Consider the following 16942-nt stretch of genomic DNA (forward strand, 5'->3'; position numbering starts at 1 on the left):
TATATAACATATTGCTTATGATGAATTTTTAAGGGTTATTCTTGACTATATGTCAGAATAATCCTTTATATTTGTATATGTTAAGTTAACCGAAGGAAAATCTCTTATTATTGACTATGATGAAAAAGGAAATTAAATTCAGTCTTGTTTACCGGGACATGTGGCAGTCGTCCGGTAAGTATCAACCCCGGGTAGACCAGTTGGTACGTATTGCTCCGTTGATAGTTGAAATGGGTTGTTTTGCACGCGTTGAAACAAACGGAGGAGCTTTTGAGCAGGTAAACCTTCTGTATGGTGAAAATCCCAACAAGGCTGTACGCGCCTTTACCGCACCTTTTAGGGAAGCAGGCATACAGACGCATATGCTCGACCGCGGGCTAAATGCACTGCGCATGTATCCCGTTCCGGCAGATGTGCGCCGGCTGATGTACAAGGTGAAGCATGCCCAGGGTGTGGACATTACCCGTATCTTCTGCGGATTGAACGAGACGCGGAATATAATTCCTTCTATCAAATATGCTCTGGAAGCGGGCATGATACCGCAGGCTACGCTCTGCATCACGTATTCTCCCGTCCATACGGTGGAATACTATGCCAGTATTGCCGACCGGTTGATTGAAGCCGGGGCACCTGAAATCTGCTTGAAGGATATGGCGGGCATCGGACGTCCGGGTATGCTGGGACAGCTTGTCAGAACCATTAAGGAGAAGCACCCCGATGTGCTGATACAATACCACGGGCATAGCGGTCCCGGACTTTCCATGGCTTCCATTCTCGAAGTCTGTGAGAACGGTGCCGACATCATCGATGTGGCGATGGAACCCATGTCGTGGGGCAAGGTTCATCCGGACATCATCTCCGTGCAGGCCATGCTGAAAGACCTGGGTTTCCAAGTGCCCGACATAAACATGAAAGCCTACATGAAAGCCCGTGCCATGACGCAGGAGTTCATTGACGAGTTCTTGGGTTATTTCATGGACCCCACCAATAAACATATGTCCTCACTCTTGCTGAAGTGCGGTTTGCCGGGTGGCATGATGGGCTCCATGATGGCCGACTTGAAGGGAGTGCATTCCGGCATCAACATGATACTGCGCGGTAAGAACGAGCCGGAACTCAGTCTGGACGACCTGCTCGTCATGCTGTTCGACGAAGTGGAATATGTATGGCCCAAGCTGGGTTATCCTCCTTTGGTGACTCCTTTCAGCCAGTATGTGAAGAATGTGGCTTTGATGAACCTCATGCAGCAGGTAAAGGGAGAGGAGCGTTGGACGATGATAGACAACCATACGTGGGACATGATTCTGGGCAAGAGTGGACGCCTCCCCGGTACTTTAGCGCCCGAGATAGTGGAACTGGCTAAGTCCAAAGGCTTTGAGTTCGTGGATACGGACCCGCAGCTGAACTACCCGGATGCTCTGGATACATACCGGAAAGAGATGGACGAAAACGGTTGGGAATATGGCGATGATGACGAGGAACTCTTCGAGCTTGCCATGCACGACCGGCAGTATCGCGACTATAAATCCGGCGTTGCCAAGAAACGTTTTGAGGATGACCTGCAGCGTGCCAAGGATGCGGCGATGGCCAAAAACGGATACTCGGAAGAAGAAATCAAGAAGCTGAAGCGTGCCAAGGCAGACCCGATAATCGCGCCTTCCAAGGGGCAAGTGCTTTGGGAGGTTTCCGTCGAAGGTCCTTCTTCTGCTCCTTTCATCGGACGCAAGTACCAGCATGATGAGGTGTTCTGCTACATCTCTACGCCGTGGGGCGAATACGAGAAGATATGGACCGGGTTTACCGGACGTGTGGTGGAAGTCTGTGCCAAGCAAGGGGATGTGGTCAATAAAGGGGATGTGATTGCTTATATCCAGCGAAGTGATATTTTTGCATAAAGTGGAGGATGACTGTTTTTTCAGTCATCCTTTATTATCCAGCCATTTCTTGATGGTTTCCTTCAGCACTTCTTGAGTGAAGGGTTTGGTAAGGAAGTCGTTGCAACCTGCTTCCAGGGCAGCTTGCTTGTCGTGCTCGTAGGCATAGGCTGTAAGGGCTATGATGGGGACATCCGGTGTCAGCTCACGGATGATGCGCGTGGCGTCGATTCCGCCAAGGTTTGGCATTTTCATGTCCATCAGGATGAGGTCGGGGTGGACTTCCTCAAACATCGTTACGGCTTCCATGCCGTCTTTGGCATGTTTCAGCCGATAGAGTCGGCCTAAAATGGCGTTAATTAGGATGAAGTTGCTTTCTGTATCTTCGGCAATCAGGATGGTCTTGGCAGGAGGGGTAGGGAGTGCTCCGGCCTCTTCATTCTTCGGGGAAGCTCCGGGGGCTGCATTTTTGCCCCTCTGCTCTGTGGAGTGTGTCTCTGCTGTCGTTTCCTGGTTGTCCTCTTCTTTCTTTTCCGCCTCTGTTTTGCTGGCGGATTCCAGCGGGAGAACAAAAGTAAATGTGGTGCCTTTACCCACCTCCGAAGTGACGGATATGTTGCCGCCCAGACGTTCGATGATGGTTTTACAGATGGAAAGTCCCAGTCCGGTGCCCTGGGCAAAATTGTTCACCTTGACGAAGCGCTCGAATACCCGGTCCACCTTGTCCGGTGCAATGCCCATACCCGTATCGGTGACGTGGAATGCTACATACTTGCCTTCCCGGCGATACCCGTAACTGATGTGCCCAGTGGTGGTGAACTTGAAGGCATTGCCTATCAGATTGGAAATGACCTGGAAAATCCGGTTCTTATCTCCGTCAATCACGATATTCTCGTCAGAGGGTTCATATATCAGTTCCACTCCTTCGGGACAGCGGAAAATATGTGCATCGTGTATCTCCTTGCAGAGCGGATGGAGGCGTACGGGCGTGATGGTGAACTCCACGATGCCCGATTCGATTTTTGATAAGTCGAGGATTTCGTTAATGAGCTGGAGCAGGCGTTCGTTGTTCGATTCCACTATTTCGTAATAGTTTAGCCGTTCTTCTTCATCGGCGCTTTCGGCAATGATGCGCGAGAAGCCTACGATGGCATTGAGTGGTGTACGTATCTCATGACTCATGTTGGCGAGAAAGGCTGATTTGAGTTGGTCGGAGGTCTCGGCTTTCTCTTTGGCCACGAGCAGTTCCCGTTTCATCAGTTCCATTTCCGTGATGTCCCATTCAATGCTCAGGAGGATGGGAGAGAAGTCATTGCTTTCAATCTTCATCTTCCGCTTGTCCAGATAGATGGGGTTGCCGTTCACGTTTCGCTCTTCTGCAATCCAGTGCATCTCTTTGCCGGTTCTGGCTATTTCTGTGTCTTGTGCCCTCTTTTCTCGGGCTGTTTCTAAGGGATAAAAGTCGAAGTCGTCCTTCCCCAATGCATCTTGTATGGTGATTTCCCGGTTGTATGATTCGCGGTTGCGGTAGAGGTATTTAAAACTGTTGTTGATGTCTTTCACGACAATGCCTGCGGGGAGGTTTTCGATGATTTTGTCCAAGACCTGGTTGAACTGTTTGATTTGTTGTTCGTGGCGGATGCGTGTCGATACGTCTCTTCCGAATGTCCAGATAGTTCCTTCTCCTTTGTCGCTCGTCACCCAATAGGCGTTTCCTTCAATGGCGAGCACTTCCGGACGCTTGGGCAGCGGATGGTAGACGATGTATCCGTGGTTCGTCTCTCCACGTTTGACGCGGTTGGCAAACTCTTTCCAGGATGTTTCATCCCTGCCGTATGAGGGCAGGTCGTATATCTTTATCCGGGTGATGTCTTGGGTGTTGCCGATGCCATGCCGTTCCTTGAAGCAGCGGTTGCAGAATATCAGCGTGCCGTCTTCGTGTGCCGAATAAATGTCCTCGGTGGAATTGTTGATGGCATGTGTCAGCAGGTTAATGTCGTTGCGCCGTTGCTGAATGTCGGTGATATTCTGTATATATCCTTCCAGAATGGTATTTTTGCCTTTATGATATTCGCGTGCAAAGGCCTTGAGCCGTATATAGAAAATCTTTTCCTGGAGCAGGATGCGGTAGTCCACACTGTTTTCCATTTTCCCTTTCAGATTTTCTTTCAGCCAGTTGGTGAAAGATTTCCGGTCTTCGGGAAGTATCAGTTTCAGATAATCGTTCAGATTGATTTCTTGCGTCTCTTCTGTGCATAGGATATTGGTGTGTCCGGCATATTTGAAGTTCTTGGTGTCGGAATCGTATTGCCAGTTTCCGATAAGCGCAGCTTTTTGAATTTCATTCAGCTCTTGGTTTTTTCTTTCGAGTTCCAGCTTGCGCTGGCTGCGTTCCGTGATGTCGCGGTACTGGCAGAGCACCATTCCATCAAAGGGGGACATGATACACTTGAAGAAATAAGTGGTGCCGTTCAAGACCATTTCGTAGTTGTGGGTAGAACGTATTTTGTGCGTCAGTACCTTCTTGAACTCCGGATATACTTGGTAATAAGTGGACGGCGGTATCAGTTGGAACAGATTCTTGCCCAGCAACTTTTCTTCCTTCATGAACCAAAGGTCTACATTGTACACTGCGATGTCCATGCAAATGCCGTCTCGGTCTAGGAGGAGCATGGTATCCGACGTCAGCTTCAACAGTCTCTCGGCGTTTTCAGCTTGTTTCAAAATGTTTTTCATTCTTACAGTATTAATTTCATGCCCTTTTGGCCTTCTCCCATGCACCGCTTGCATTGCCTTTGCGCTTGCGCAGGTAGTTGAATCCTCGTATGACGTTGACGTTCATGAAGAGGAAATAGTAGGGAATGAAAAGTATCTTGTTTTTTATATGCTTCGTTGAAAGGTAGTACCCCCAACTTCCCATGAGGTAGAAAAAAAGTTTGTAACAGCCAGATGATGGCATACAGTAATGGCGTGCTTGTCGTAAAGATGAGAATTGTGTTGAGGGGAAGCAATAGAAACAATAGGATAGGAGTGAGCGACCAGCGCAGCACCCGGTGGGAAATATATTGGAAACAGAATGTGCCGTAACGGAACGGGTTGAGTAACGGACGCAGCCGCCAGATGGACTGCACCCCCCCTGCAGCGATGCGCACCTTGCGCTTTTCTTCCTCGCGCATGTCTGCCGAGCCGCTTTCTACGGCATAGGCATTGGCGCAATAGGCAATGGTGTGTCCCTGCATGACGATGCGCAGGGAGAGTATGAAGTCGTCGAGCAGCGTGTCTGTCCGCATTTCCTCGAACAGTTCGCGGCGCACGGCAAACAACTCACCCGCTGCGCCTACTGCCGAATAGAGGCGTGCGTCGAGCGCTTTGAGGGTGGATTCGTATTTCCAGTACAGCCCTTCTCCCCCCGAGGCAGCATTGTCCTTACTTTGCACGGCGATACGTTTTTCGCCTGCCACGCATCCCACTTTAGTTGGTGAAGGCGTGCACTATCTCCCGCAAGGCTTCGCGGTTGAGGTGCGTATTGGCATCGGTGAACACGACAAGGGGTGTTTTTACGAAATGTATACCACGGTTCAGAGCGGCTGTCTTGCCTTGACGTTGGGGTTGGTGGAGGACGGTGGCTTGCGGCCAGCGGGAGAGACGTTCGTTAGTACGGTCGTTGCTGCCGTCGGTCACCCAGAGGATGCGTAGCTTGTCGGCGGGATAATCCAGCTCCAGGCAGTTACGCATTTTTTCGTCCACTACATCTTCTTCGTTGTAGGCGGCGATAAACAGTGTCAATGGGGGCAAAGCATCGTCGGCAGGCATCGGACGGGGAGCAGGCTTGCGGAAACATTCTTTTATCTTGACCAGGATATATAATAGTATACCATATCCTATATAGGTATAGAACACTATGAATAAACTTATCCAGAAGAGTGCTTCAAGGGCTTTCATGTATCCGTTCGTTTGCTGTCTTTTTTAATAAAAAGAAATGTGATTGCCAAAAGTATGGATAATCTTTTACCGATGCAAGAAAAAGAAAAGAAAAATAAAATGTTTGTGCTTCAGGGTGTAATGTCTGTTCTCAAGGTATTTCGATGTTATAAGGAAGTGGGCTTCCTAATAGAGGTGAACTTGAATAACCTTATGAGCGAGATGCGATTAAAAGGCTTTCAATCGTCATTCTCCATAGGAGGAAGATGGCAGGTACGGTAAGACAGGGCGTTACTCAAAACGCTTCTGTCATATTGAAGTAAAACAGCATCTGGTTGTTTACCGTGTTTTTGCCTAAATCCAGGCGGACGTTCATGCGTGGCTGTACCTCAATGCGCAGGCCTACACCATAGTTGGGCAGTACACCCTCTATCTTGCCGGGAGTGGGACCCATGAAGCCGCAGCCGGTCCATGCAACAAAGCCTACGTGGTTGAGCATCCGCTTCAGCCAGGTGCTACGGTCGGTATTAAGCATCTGCCGGTACTCTGCCATGACCACATGTGAGGACTTGTCGCGATATTGCCCCATGTAGTAGCCGCGCAGGTCGAAAGGCGTTCCGGTGAGGGCATATTGCGTCAGAGGGACGTCGCCGAACACGTTCTTGGTCTGTGCCGTCCACGCAAGCACCCTGCGCTTGCCCAATGACTTGTATTGGCGGTAGTCTATCTCCAGGCGGTAGAAGGTCTGGTCGCTGCCGATGAACTTGGCGTACATCATGCCGCGGAAATCCAGATACATGCCGCGGTAGGCGTTGGCAGGGACGTCACGGCTGTCGTATGTCAGCAGGAAACCGAGGCCGGAGTTGAAGTTGTTGTAGCCGTTGGCCGTACCGCCTGCCTCTTTGTACGAAGGTTCGTCCGCCAAGAACTTACCGGGCTCCGTCAAGTGGTCGTAATTGATGTCGATTTGAGGTCCGGCAAAGATATTGCTGTTGCCCAGCCGGAAGAGGAACCAGGGGTTGATTTGTACGCCGCTGTACCGGTATTTGCTGGTACTGTCGCTTCGTACATAATCTTTATTGGTATTATAGCCGATGCCGTAAAAGTTTTCTTCCGTATTTTTATAGCTGAACTTTCCGAAGATACGGAAACGGTCGCCCTTAAAGAAGAGTTGCGGTTTGGAGAAGAGATTGATGCCACCGTTGAACATGAAGGCGATGGCCATGGGCACTACGGAGCGCAGCTGCGTGGTGTCGCTGGGGTTCATGCGGAAGGTCATCAGGGCGCTTCCTCCCAGCACGGCACCGAAGTCGGGGGTGTAGCTGGGTCCGCCCAAAATATTGTAATGCAGATTCCGGCGCGCTACCTTTTGCTTGCGCAGTTCTTTTTTGGTTAGTGCAGGAACGCTGTCGTTTGTGGCGGTCGCAGTCTGTTCCTGGGCATAAAAGGTGGTGGCGAACAACACCAGTGCGATAATGCTTAGTATATATCTTTTCATGTCGTACGAAATGTGGGTGCAAAGGAAACTATTTTATCCCAAATAGTTTTCACTGTAATAGATAATAAATCTAAAGATGTCACTAAAATTATCAAAAAAGACATTACTTTTGTCTGCTCCACGAAGCAAGACATCAATAACTAAAAACACATAATCTGAATGAAGAAACGATTTTTATCTGTAATTGTTCTGAGTGCCGCACTGCTCTCCGTGCAGGCACAAGAGGGAAAAGGGGGCATTAGCCCGAAATGCTTGGGCAAATCAAGCAAAGTTATCAAGCACGGCTGCCGACAAGGCTCTCCGTAATGCCATAGGCAATAATGACATCCGCAAACTGGCACTCAACCAGGAGAATATGCAGGGCATGGATACCCATTTCTCCGTCAAGGTAGAGTCCAAAGGCATCACCGACCAGAAGTCGTCTGGCCGCTGCTGGCTGTTTACCGGGCTTAACGTGATGCGTGCCAAGACCCTTGCCGAATACGGTTTCCGCTCGTTCGAGTTCTCCGAAGTCTATCCCTTCTTCTGGGACCAGCTGGAGAAGGCAAACCTCTTCCTGCAAGGCATTATCGACACCTCCAAGAGTCCCCTGACTGATAAAACCGTAGAATGGCTCTTCCAGCATCCGCTGAGCGATGGAGGCACCTTTACCGGTGTGGCCGACATAGTTTCCAAATACGGCCTTGTTCCCAAAGATGCCATGCCCGAAACAAACAGCAGTGAAAATACCTCCCGCATGGCCAACCTCATCTCTCTGAAACTGAAAGAGTATGGTTTGCAACTGCGTGACATGGCTGCTGCCGGTGCCAAGCCCGCAGCACTGGAGAAGGAGAAAACCACGATGCTCGGAACCATCTACCGCATGCTGGTGCTGAACCTCGGTGTACCTCCCACGGAGTTCGACTATGTCCGCCACGATGCCAAGGGTAATCCCGTGGAGACAGAGCATCACACTCCCATGTCTTTCCTTGAGAAATATGGAGACAAACAACTGCTGACCAACTACGTAATGCTGATGAACGACCCCAGTCGCGAGTATTACAAGTGCTATGAAATAGACTATGACCGCCACCGTTATGACGGTAAGAACTGGACTTATGTCAACCTCCCCGTAGAGGATATCAAGGAGATGGCGATCGCTTCGTTGAAGGACAGCACCATGATGTACTTCTCTTGCGACGTGGGCAAGTTCCTAAACTCCGAACGCGGACTGCTCGATGTGAAAAACTATGACTACGAGTCACTGATGGGCACTACCTTCGGAATGGATAAAAAACAACGCATTCAGACCTTCTCCAGCGGCTCGTCCCACGCCATGACCTTGATGGCTGTCGACTTGAACAAAGACGGAAAGCCCGTAAAGTGGATGGTAGAGAATAGCTGGGGAGCCGCTTCCGGTTACCAGGGACATCTTATCATGACCGACGAATGGTTCAACGAATACATGTTCCGCCTGGTGGTAGAGACAAAGTATGTTCCCGCCAAAGTGATGGAATTGTTCAAACAAAAACCTATCCGCTTGCCGGCATGGGACCCGATGTTTGCGGAGGAAAAGTGAGGATAAGGATTAGGGGTTAAGGATTAGTGATTAGTGGGGCTGCGCTATGATTCCGCAGGGCACTAATCCTTAATCTCTAACCCCTAATCCTTATTCCCGTGTTCGTTAACGAAAGGAATTACGGAAATTTCTCCGTAATTCCTTTCTTTTTTACTCTTTATTCACGTTCTTTTTTGCTACTTTTGCGGCAAATTAATGAAACCATTATTTTAAATAAACGCATGGCAAATGTAATTAAGTTACGTAAAGGCCTTGACATCAACCTGAAAGGCGCTGCTGCCCAGGAACTTGTGTCTGTTAAGGAACCGGGATTCTATTCGCTGGTTCCCGATGACTATACAGGCATTACTCCGAAAGTAGTGGTGAAAGAGCAGGAATATGTGATGGCCGGGGGACCCTTGTTTATCGACAAGAATCATCCTGAATTGAAATTTGTTTCGCCCGTTAGCGGCGTAGTGACAAGCGTGGAGCGTGGTGCACGCCGCAAGGTGCTGAACATCGTCGTAGAGGCCGCCGCTGAGCAAGACTATGAAGAATTCGGCAAGATGGACCCGTCCAAGATGAGCGGCCAGCAGGTAAAGGAAGCTCTTTTGCAGGCAGGTATGTTCGCTTTCATCCGCCAACGTCCGTATGACGTTATCGCTGACCCGACGGTGACTCCGAAAGCTATCTTCATTTCGGCTTTCGACAGCAATCCGCTGGCTCCCGATTTCGAATTTGCGCTGAAGGGAGAAGAAGCAAACTTCCAGACGGGACTCGACGCTTTGTCAAAGATGGCAAAGACGTATCTGGGCATTAGTGTAAAACAAAAGTCTGCTGCTCTTGTGCAGGCAAAGAACGTTACCGTAACAGCTTTCGACGGACCACATCCGGCAGGCAACGTGGGTGTACAGATTAATCATATCTCTCCGGTAGTGAAGGGTGAAACGGTCTGGACCATCAGTGCCGAAGCCGTACTCTTCATCGGACGTTTGATGAATACCGGTCGTGTGGACATGACCCGCACGGTGGCTGTAACAGGTTCCGAAGTGTTGAAACCCGCTTATTGCAAGCTGAAAGTCGGCGCTCTGCTGACAAACGTTTTCAAAGGCAACGTGACTACCGACAAAGACCTCCGCTATATCAGCGGCAACGTGCTGACCGGTAAGAAAGTTTCTCCGAACGGTTTCCTTGGTTCTTTCGACAGCCAACTGACCGTTATTCCCGAAGGAGATGAAATCCATGAAATGTTGGGTTGGATTATGCCGCGCTTCAATCAGTTCAGCGTCAACCGCTCTTACTTCAGCTGGTTGATGGGCAAGAAGGAATATGTGATAGATGCCCGTATCAAGGGTGGTGAACGTCACATGATTATGTCGGGCGAATACGACCGAGTATTCCCGATGGATATCTTCCCCGAATATCTGGTGAAAGCAATCATTGCAGGTGATATCGACCGTATGGAGGCTTTGGTATCTACGAAGTAGCTCCCGAAGACTTCGCTCTCTGCGAATTCGTATGTTCTTCCAAGGTGGAAGTGCAGCGCATCGTACGTGCAGGACTCGATATGCTTCGTGCCGAAATGGCATAATCGGGGCGTATGGCAAATCGTAAATTGTAAATCGTAAAATCGTAAATATATTAATGAAAGCGTTAAGAAATTATCTCGATAAGATAAAGCCGAACTTTGAAGAAGGCGGCAAATTCCACGCATTTCGTTCGGTGTTCGACGGCTTCGAAACATTCTTGTTCGTGCCCAATGCCACTTCGAAATCGGGAACGCATATTCACGACTCCATTGACAGCAAACGCATCATGTCGATGGTGGTCATTGCGTTAGTACCGGCGCTGCTGTTCGGTATGTATAACGTAGGTTACCAGCATTTCCACGCTACCGGTGCTGCCGGAGGCTTCTGGGAGATGTTCATCTACGGTTTTCTGGCTGTATTGCCAAAAATCATTGTATCTTATGTAGTAGGTCTCGGCATTGAGTTCGTAGTGGCTCAGTGGAAGAAGGAGGAGATTCAGGAAGGCTTCCTGGTTTCCGGTATCTTGATTCCGATGATTGTTCCGGTAGACTGCCCGTTGTGGATTTTGGCGGTGGCTACTGCATTCTCTGTAATTTTTGCTAAGGAAGTATTCGGTGGTACGGGTATGAACGTGTTCAACGTTGCTTTGATTACCCGTGCATTCTTATTCTTTGCTTATCCTACGAAGATGTCCGGTGATGCCGTTTGGGTATCGGGCGACAGTATCTTTGGTCTGGGTCAGTCGGTAGACGGATTGACTGTAGCTACTCCGCTGGGTGCAGCCGCTACCTCGGGCACCGTTCCGGAGTTCTCTTGGGACATGGTGACCGGCCTTATTCCGGGTTCTATCGGTGAGACAAGCGTTATCGCCATCGCTCTGGGTGCCATTCTGCTGTTGTGGACGGGCATTGCAAGCTGGAAGACGATGTTCTCCGTATTCGTAGGCGGTGCCTTCATGGCATGGGTGTTCAATGCAATCGGTCCCGACACTCCGATGGCACAGATGCCTTGGTACGAACACCTCGTGCTGGGCGGTTTCTGCTTCGGTGCTGTGTTTATGGCTACCGACCCCGTTACATCGGCACGTACAGAGACCGGTAAGTACATCTTCGGATTTCTGATTGGTGCCATGGCTATCATCATCCGTGTGCTCAACCCCGGTTACCCCGAAGGTATGATGCTTGCCATCCTGCTGATGAATATCTTCGCTCCGCTGATTGACTACTGTGTAGTACAAGGCAACATCAGCCGTCGCGAGAAACGTGCAATCAAGTCTAACAATTAAATACCGGAAAAGAAATGAATACCAATAGTAATAGTTATACTATCATTTATGCTTCGGTAATGGTTGTTATCGTTGCATTCCTGCTGGCATTCGTAAGTTCTTCCTTGCGCGAGACGCAGAACAAGAACGTGGAACTTGACACGAAGAAGCAGATTCTTGCTGCACTCAACATCAAGGACGTGAAGGATGCCGAAGCAGAATATAATAAATATGTAAAGGGCGATATGCTGATGAACGTTGACGGTACGCTAACAGAGAATACCGGCGCATTTGCTACCGCTTACGAGAAGGAAGCCAAAGAAAATAACCGTCTGCATGTATTCGTGGCAGAGGTTGACGGCGAGAAGAAATATGTATTCCCCGTTTACGGTGCCGGTCTTTGGGGCGCTATCTGGGGATATGTTGCGCTGAACAGTGACAAGGATACCGTTTATGGTGTCTACTTTTCTCATGCCAGCGAGACTCCGGGTCTGGGTGCCGAAATTGCAAGTGCGCACTTCCAGGGAGAGTTCCCCGGCAAGAAGACGCTTGAAAACGGCGAGGTGGCTCTCGGTGTTGTGAAGAACGGCAAGGTAGAGAAACCTGACTATCAGGTGGACGGCATTTCCGGTGGTACCATCACTTCTGTAGGTGTGGATGCCATGTTGAAGGCTTGTCTGAGCAGCTACAAGAACTTTTTAACTAATAATAATGAGGAGGAATAAGAATATGGGACAATTGTTTTCAAAGAAGAATAAAGAAGTATTCTCTACTCCGCTGGGACTGAACAACCCCGTTACCGTGCAGGTATTGGGTATCTGTTCTGCTTTGGCTGTTACTGCCAAGCTGGAGCCCGCTATCGTGATGGGGCTATCGGTAACAGTGATTACGGCATTTGCCAACGTAGTGATTTCACTACTGCGCAAGACGATTCCCAACCGTATCCGTATCATCGTTCAGCTGGTGGTTGTTGCCGCGTTGGTTACTATTGTAAGTGAGATTCTGAAAGCTTTTGCTTATGATGTAAGTGTGCAGCTTTCTGTATATGTAGGTCTGATTATTACCAACTGTATCCTGATGGGACGCTTGGAAGCATTTGCCATGCAGAACGGTCCTTGGGAGTCTTTCCTTGACGGTGTGGGTAATGGTTTGGGATATGCCAAGATTCTGGTAATCGTAGCCTTCTTCCGCGAGCTTCTGGGTTCGGGAACACTGCTCGGTTTCAACATCTTGAACTATGAACCTCTGCAGAAGTTGGGCTATGTGAACAACGGCTTGATGCTGATGCCGCCAATGGCGTTGATTCTCTGCGCTTGCATCATCTGGTATCAGCGTGCACGTCACAAAGAATTGCAAGAAAAGCAGTAATAAATAAATGAAGAATGAAAAATGAAAGAATGAAAAATGGGCTGCTCTGCTGCAGTACAAGTTCTCATTGCTTTAATTCTTTAATTCTTTAATTCTTAATTTATCGAAGAGATATGGAACATTTAATAAGTTTATTCGTCCGCTCTATCTTTGTGGACAACATGATATTCGCGTTCTTCCTCGGTATGTGTTCTTACCTTGCCGTATCGAAGAATGTGAAGACTGCCGTGGGACTGGGTATCGCCGTAACTTTCGTGTTGGTGGTTACGCTTCCGGTCAACTATTTATTGCAGACCAAGGTGCTGGCTGCCAACGCAATCATTGAAGGCGTTGACCTCAGCTTCCTGAGCTTTATTCTTTTCATTGCTGTAATTGCAGCTATCGTTCAGTTGGTGGAAATGATTGTAGAGCGTTTCAGCCCTTCGCTGTATGCTTCACTGGGTATCTTCCTGCCGCTGATAGCTGTAAACTGTGCCATCATGGGAGCTTCTCTTTTCATGCAGCAACGCATCACATTGGGCGAGAGCGACCCGAAATTCATCGGTGGTATTGCTGATGCTGTCTCTTATGCATTGGGTTCCGGTATCGGCTGGTTGCTGGCTATCGTAGGTCTGGCTGCCATCCGTGAGAAAATGGCCTATTCTGACGTTCCGGCTCCACTGAAAGGACTGGGCATCACGTTTATCACTGTAGGTCTGATGGCAATGGCATTTATGTGTTTCTCTGGTTTGAACATCTAAAAGAAAGGAATAAAACAATGGATATGAATATGATATTAGCAAGCATTGGAGTATTCCTCGTGGTTGTTATCCTGCTTGTTGTTATCCTGCTGGTTGCCAAGAATTTCTTGGTGCCTTCGGGTAATGTAAAACTGACTATCAATGGTGATAAGGAATTGGACGTAGCTTCCGGTTCTACATTGCTGAATACGCTGTCTGTAAACGGTGTGTTCCTTTCCTCCGCTTGTGGTGGTAAAGGTTCCTGCGGACAGTGCAAATGCCAGGTGATGGAAGGTGGAGGTGAAATCCTGCCTTCTGAGACTCCGCATTTCAGCCGTAAGCAAATACAAGACCACTGGCGTCTGGGTTGCCAGGTGAAGGTGAAAGGTGATATGGCCATCAAGGTTCCCGAAAGCGTACTGGGCGTGAAAGAGTGGGAGTGCGAAGTTATCTCCAACAAGAATGTGGCTACGTTCATCAAAGAGTTTATCGTTGCATTACCCAAAGGCGAGCATATGGATTTCGTCCCGGGTTCTTATGCGCAGATTAAGATTCCTAAATATTCAATGGATTATGATAAGGATATCGATAAGGAGCTTATTGGTAAGGAATACTTGCCTGCATGGGAGAAATTCGGTCTGATGGGCTTGAAGTGCCGCAACGATGAAGAAACTATCCGTGCTTACTCTATGGCCAACTATCCTGCTGAGGGCGACCGCATCATGTTGACTGTACGTATCGCTACTCCTCCGTTCAAACCGAAAGACCAGGGTCCGGGCTTCATGGATGTAATGCCGGGCATCGCTTCTTCTTATATCTTCACGCTGAAACCGGGTGATAAGGTAATCATGAGTGGTCCTTACGGAGACTTCCATCCGATATTCGACTCCAAGAAGGAAATGATGTGGGTCGGCGGTGGTGCCGGTATGGCTCCGTTGCGTGCGCAGATTATGCATATGACGAAGACACTGCACACTACAGATCGCGTAATGAACTACTTCTACGGTGCTCGTGCATTGAACGAAGTGTTCTACCTGGAAGACTTCCTGCAGATAGAAAAGGATTTCCCCAACTTCAAGTTCCACCTTGCATTGGACCGTCCCGACCCTGCAGCCGATGCAGCGGGCGTGAAGTATACTCCGGGTTTCGTACACAATGTAATCTACGAAACTTATTTGAAAGACCACGAAGCTCCCGAAGACATCGAATACTACATGTGTGGTCCCGGCCCGATGTCGAAGGCTGTTGAGAAGATGCTTGACGACCTCGGCGTTCCGGCTCAGAACTTGATGTTCGACAACTTTGGCGGATAATCTTTCTTATCCACCTTGAGATAACAAAAAAACTCCGGCTTTGCCGGAGTTTTTTTATTGTTTCTGAATGCTGGCGTTTAGTATTCCACCTTATCCTCTTTCTTCATCCATAAATCGAATGCTTTGATGGCTTCTTCGGGCAACAAAATTTTTGATGGCAGGCGGCGTTGGTCTTTGGGAAGTTCCAGTTCATCGTAGATGAAAGAGTCATCAAAGCCGATATTTTGGGCATCGGTCTTGTTGTTGCCATAGTATATTTTATCCAAATGTGCCCAATAGATGGCACCTAGACACATAGGGCATGGTTCGCACGAGGTATAGATTTCGCATCCGCTCAAGTCGAATGTATTCAATTCGTGGCAGGCGGCACGGATGGCGCTTACTTCGGCATGGGCAGTGGGGTCATGACTGGCCGTTACACGATTTACTCCCGTAGCAATTATTTCACCTTCACGGGCAATGACTGCGCCAAAAGGACCTCCACCATTCTTTACATTCTCGATGGAGAGTGTAATGGCTGTTCGCATCAGTTCTTCTTGGGTCATAATTTCCTGTTCTTTGTTACATGAAATGAAGATAAGAAAAAGAAGCGAGATAAAAAAAGATTCTTTACAGTATTTCATATTGTTTATGATTATCGGCTGATTACCACCAATGTTTCTCCTTTGTCCAGGGCTGTCTTTATTTCTTTTTCGCCGCGGGTCACTTTGCATAGGCTGAGGTCATCGCCCATTACTTCTTCTACTTTCAGGCGGCCTATTTCTTGACGGGCTTCACGTCCAGCGATGTTTTTTAGTATATAGACGTTGAATTGCTGTCCTTCGCCCACGTGGTAGATACCTCCCAAGTCGATATATACCGTGCGCTGCTTCTCCTTCTTCTCTTCACCGCGCTCCACGATAGAGGCATGTAGGGGGAAGTTGCCGTTGTAGTAGTTGGCGATGCGTTCGGAGAGGCGGGCGATGGCATCGTTCAGCGCCTTGTCGGCAGAGGTCATCCAAGACATGTCGCTGTCGGTGATGCTGAATATGCGGCTATCCACAGCTTCATCCGTGCGGGCATCCTTCAGATTGAGGGTGACGTTGACTAGCACCTTGTAGTTCTGTTCGGCGGGTTTATCTTTCACGGCATTTGGAGTGAGTTGCGAGATGCCGGTGATGCTGTTGATGGTGCCGTCCACGTAGAGAGCCTCTTCATTGTTGGCAAGTTCATCGGGATGAAACTCGCCGTCGATGGTGCGGAAGCGTACCACGTTGCTCAAGGCATTTACGATGGCTTCGCGCACAGAGGGGGCATATTCGTCGTGCTGGGTGGTGTTCTTTCCGGTGACGGCGGTCGTGGCGAGGTCGGTCAGGATACTACCCACGGTCTGTTTCTTCTGTGTCTTTGCTTTGTCCACGTAGCGGATGTCGCCCACGGACACCTTGATGAAACTGTTACGGGTACTTTGTGCTCGTAACGATGCCGCTTGGGGCAACAGTGCCGAAAGCAGCAGGGCGGTGGTGAGGATGAATGTTTTCATTTGTTTGATTTATGATTTATAAATTATGACTTACTTGTTTCTTTTCTTCCACAATGGGTTTTCTATCATTTTCAGCTTCTTTTCTTCGCCTGTGGTGGAGCGTGTCTCGATGTATTGTGTACCAGAGCCGAAGGGCGAAAAGGGATAAGATAAATGTTCTCATGTTGTAAGTTATTAGTTGTTTATCACAGAGGAACACAGAGTTCCACGGAGTTTTTCTTTTTAAAGAGTCTCTTTTATAGTCGAACAGAATTGGTTTGCGAAAAAATACAGAGTGGCTTACTTCTCCTCCTCCGGGGAGGAGGAGTACCCGTAGGGGGAGGTGGTAGCGACACACACTGTACTATTTCTCATTGCTTTATGCTCCCTACCACCCCGCCCGTCGGGCACCCCTCCT

General features: G+C 48.9%; 10 protein-coding genes and 3 pseudogenes. 8 read left to right on the forward strand and 5 right to left on the reverse strand.

The window, feature by feature from the left end:
- The first annotated feature begins 119 nt into the window (after positions 1 to 119).
- Positions 120 to 1895 (forward strand): hydroxymethylglutaryl-CoA lyase-like TIM-barrel protein, encoded by a 1776-nt coding sequence (locus JCM16496_RS15875; protein WP_025835515.1) that lies wholly within the window; start codon positions 120 to 122, stop codon positions 1893 to 1895.
- 24 nt (positions 1896 to 1919) lie between these two features.
- Here JCM16496_RS15875 and JCM16496_RS15880 read toward each other — a convergent pair whose 3' ends face one another.
- From JCM16496_RS15880 to JCM16496_RS15895, 3 genes and pseudogenes are all read right to left on the reverse strand, one after another.
- The gene (locus JCM16496_RS15880) at positions 1920 to 4610 is read right to left on the reverse strand and encodes a hybrid sensor histidine kinase/response regulator (protein ID WP_025835517.1); all 2691 of its coding nucleotides are present in this window, start codon (positions 4608 to 4610) and stop codon (positions 1920 to 1922) included.
- 16 nt (positions 4611 to 4626) lie between these two features.
- Positions 4627 to 5816, reverse strand: a pseudogene (locus tag JCM16496_RS15885) (glycosyltransferase family 2 protein).
- Positions 5817 to 6090: 274 nt separating this feature from the next.
- Positions 6091 to 7293, reverse strand: a complete 1203-nt coding sequence (locus tag JCM16496_RS15895; protein ID WP_025835521.1) for a BamA/TamA family outer membrane protein — start codon at positions 7291 to 7293, stop codon at positions 6091 to 6093.
- Between the two features lie 159 nt (positions 7294 to 7452).
- On the opposite strand from JCM16496_RS15895, the pseudogene JCM16496_RS15900 reads away from it, so the two are divergent.
- The 7 genes and pseudogenes from JCM16496_RS15900 to nqrF all read left to right on the forward strand — a co-directional run bounded on the left by JCM16496_RS15900 (position 7453) and on the right by nqrF (position 15023).
- A pseudogene (locus JCM16496_RS15900) lies at positions 7453 to 8851 on the forward strand (C1 family peptidase).
- 221 nt (positions 8852 to 9072) lie between these two features.
- Positions 9073 to 10421 (forward strand): annotated as a pseudogene (locus JCM16496_RS15905) (Na(+)-translocating NADH-quinone reductase subunit A).
- A 53-nt stretch (positions 10422 to 10474) separates the two neighbouring features.
- Complete coding sequence (locus JCM16496_RS15910; protein WP_025835522.1) at positions 10475 to 11644, forward strand: NADH:ubiquinone reductase (Na(+)-transporting) subunit B; 1170 nt, start codon at positions 10475 to 10477, stop codon at positions 11642 to 11644.
- 14 nt (positions 11645 to 11658) lie between these two features.
- Positions 11659 to 12348: a Na(+)-translocating NADH-quinone reductase subunit C gene (locus JCM16496_RS15915; protein WP_025835523.1), complete on the forward strand. Its 690-nt coding sequence runs from the start codon at positions 11659 to 11661 to the stop codon at positions 12346 to 12348.
- A 4-nt stretch (positions 12349 to 12352) separates the two neighbouring features.
- On the forward strand, positions 12353 to 12991 hold the full coding sequence (locus JCM16496_RS15920) for an NADH:ubiquinone reductase (Na(+)-transporting) subunit D (RefSeq protein WP_025835525.1): 639 nt from the start codon (positions 12353 to 12355) through the stop codon (positions 12989 to 12991).
- A 113-nt stretch (positions 12992 to 13104) separates the two neighbouring features.
- A complete protein-coding gene (nqrE, locus tag JCM16496_RS15925) occupies positions 13105 to 13731 on the forward strand; it encodes an NADH:ubiquinone reductase (Na(+)-transporting) subunit E (RefSeq protein WP_005828321.1) in 627 nt (208 codons plus the stop codon).
- A gap of 17 nt (positions 13732 to 13748) precedes the next feature.
- Complete coding sequence (nqrF, locus tag JCM16496_RS15930) at positions 13749 to 15023, forward strand: NADH:ubiquinone reductase (Na(+)-transporting) subunit F (protein WP_025835529.1); 1275 nt, start codon at positions 13749 to 13751, stop codon at positions 15021 to 15023.
- Between the two features lie 77 nt (positions 15024 to 15100).
- Here nqrF and JCM16496_RS15935 read toward each other — a convergent pair whose 3' ends face one another.
- The gene (locus JCM16496_RS15935; protein WP_025835530.1) at positions 15101 to 15568 is read right to left on the reverse strand and encodes a nucleoside deaminase; all 468 of its coding nucleotides are present in this window, start codon (positions 15566 to 15568) and stop codon (positions 15101 to 15103) included.
- A gap of 89 nt (positions 15569 to 15657) precedes the next feature.
- Entirely contained in the window at positions 15658 to 16545 is an 888-nt protein-coding gene (locus JCM16496_RS15940; RefSeq protein ID WP_025835532.1) for a hypothetical protein, read from the reverse strand.
- Between the last annotated feature and the right edge of the window lie 397 nt (positions 16546 to 16942).

Source organism: Bacteroides rodentium JCM 16496, from assembly GCF_000614125.1.
In the GTDB taxonomy this organism is placed as follows: Bacteria; Bacteroidota; Bacteroidia; order Bacteroidales; family Bacteroidaceae; genus Bacteroides; species Bacteroides rodentium.

Excerpts from the sequence above, each read along its gene's own strand:
- JCM16496_RS15880 (WP_025835517.1), bottom strand. The coding sequence starts at position 4,610 with ATGAAAAACATTTTGAAACAAGCTGAAAACGCCGAGAGACTGTTGAAG.
- JCM16496_RS15920 (WP_025835525.1), top strand. The coding sequence starts at position 12,353 with ATGGGACAATTGTTTTCAAAGAAGAATAAAGAAGTATTCTCTACTCCG.
- JCM16496_RS15875 (WP_025835515.1), top strand. The coding sequence starts at position 120 with ATGAAAAAGGAAATTAAATTCAGTCTTGTTTACCGGGACATGTGGCAG.
- JCM16496_RS15895 (WP_025835521.1), bottom strand. The coding sequence starts at position 7,293 with ATGAAAAGATATATACTAAGCATTATCGCACTGGTGTTGTTCGCCACC.
- JCM16496_RS15910 (WP_025835522.1), top strand. The coding sequence starts at position 10,475 with ATGAAAGCGTTAAGAAATTATCTCGATAAGATAAAGCCGAACTTTGAA.
- nqrE (WP_005828321.1), top strand. The coding sequence starts at position 13,105 with ATGGAACATTTAATAAGTTTATTCGTCCGCTCTATCTTTGTGGACAAC.
- nqrF (WP_025835529.1), top strand. The coding sequence starts at position 13,749 with ATGGATATGAATATGATATTAGCAAGCATTGGAGTATTCCTCGTGGTT.
- JCM16496_RS15940 (WP_025835532.1), bottom strand. The coding sequence starts at position 16,545 with ATGAAAACATTCATCCTCACCACCGCCCTGCTGCTTTCGGCACTGTTG.
- JCM16496_RS15935 (WP_025835530.1), bottom strand. The coding sequence starts at position 15,568 with ATGACCCAAGAAGAACTGATGCGAACAGCCATTACACTCTCCATCGAG.
- JCM16496_RS15915 (WP_025835523.1), top strand. The coding sequence starts at position 11,659 with ATGAATACCAATAGTAATAGTTATACTATCATTTATGCTTCGGTAATG.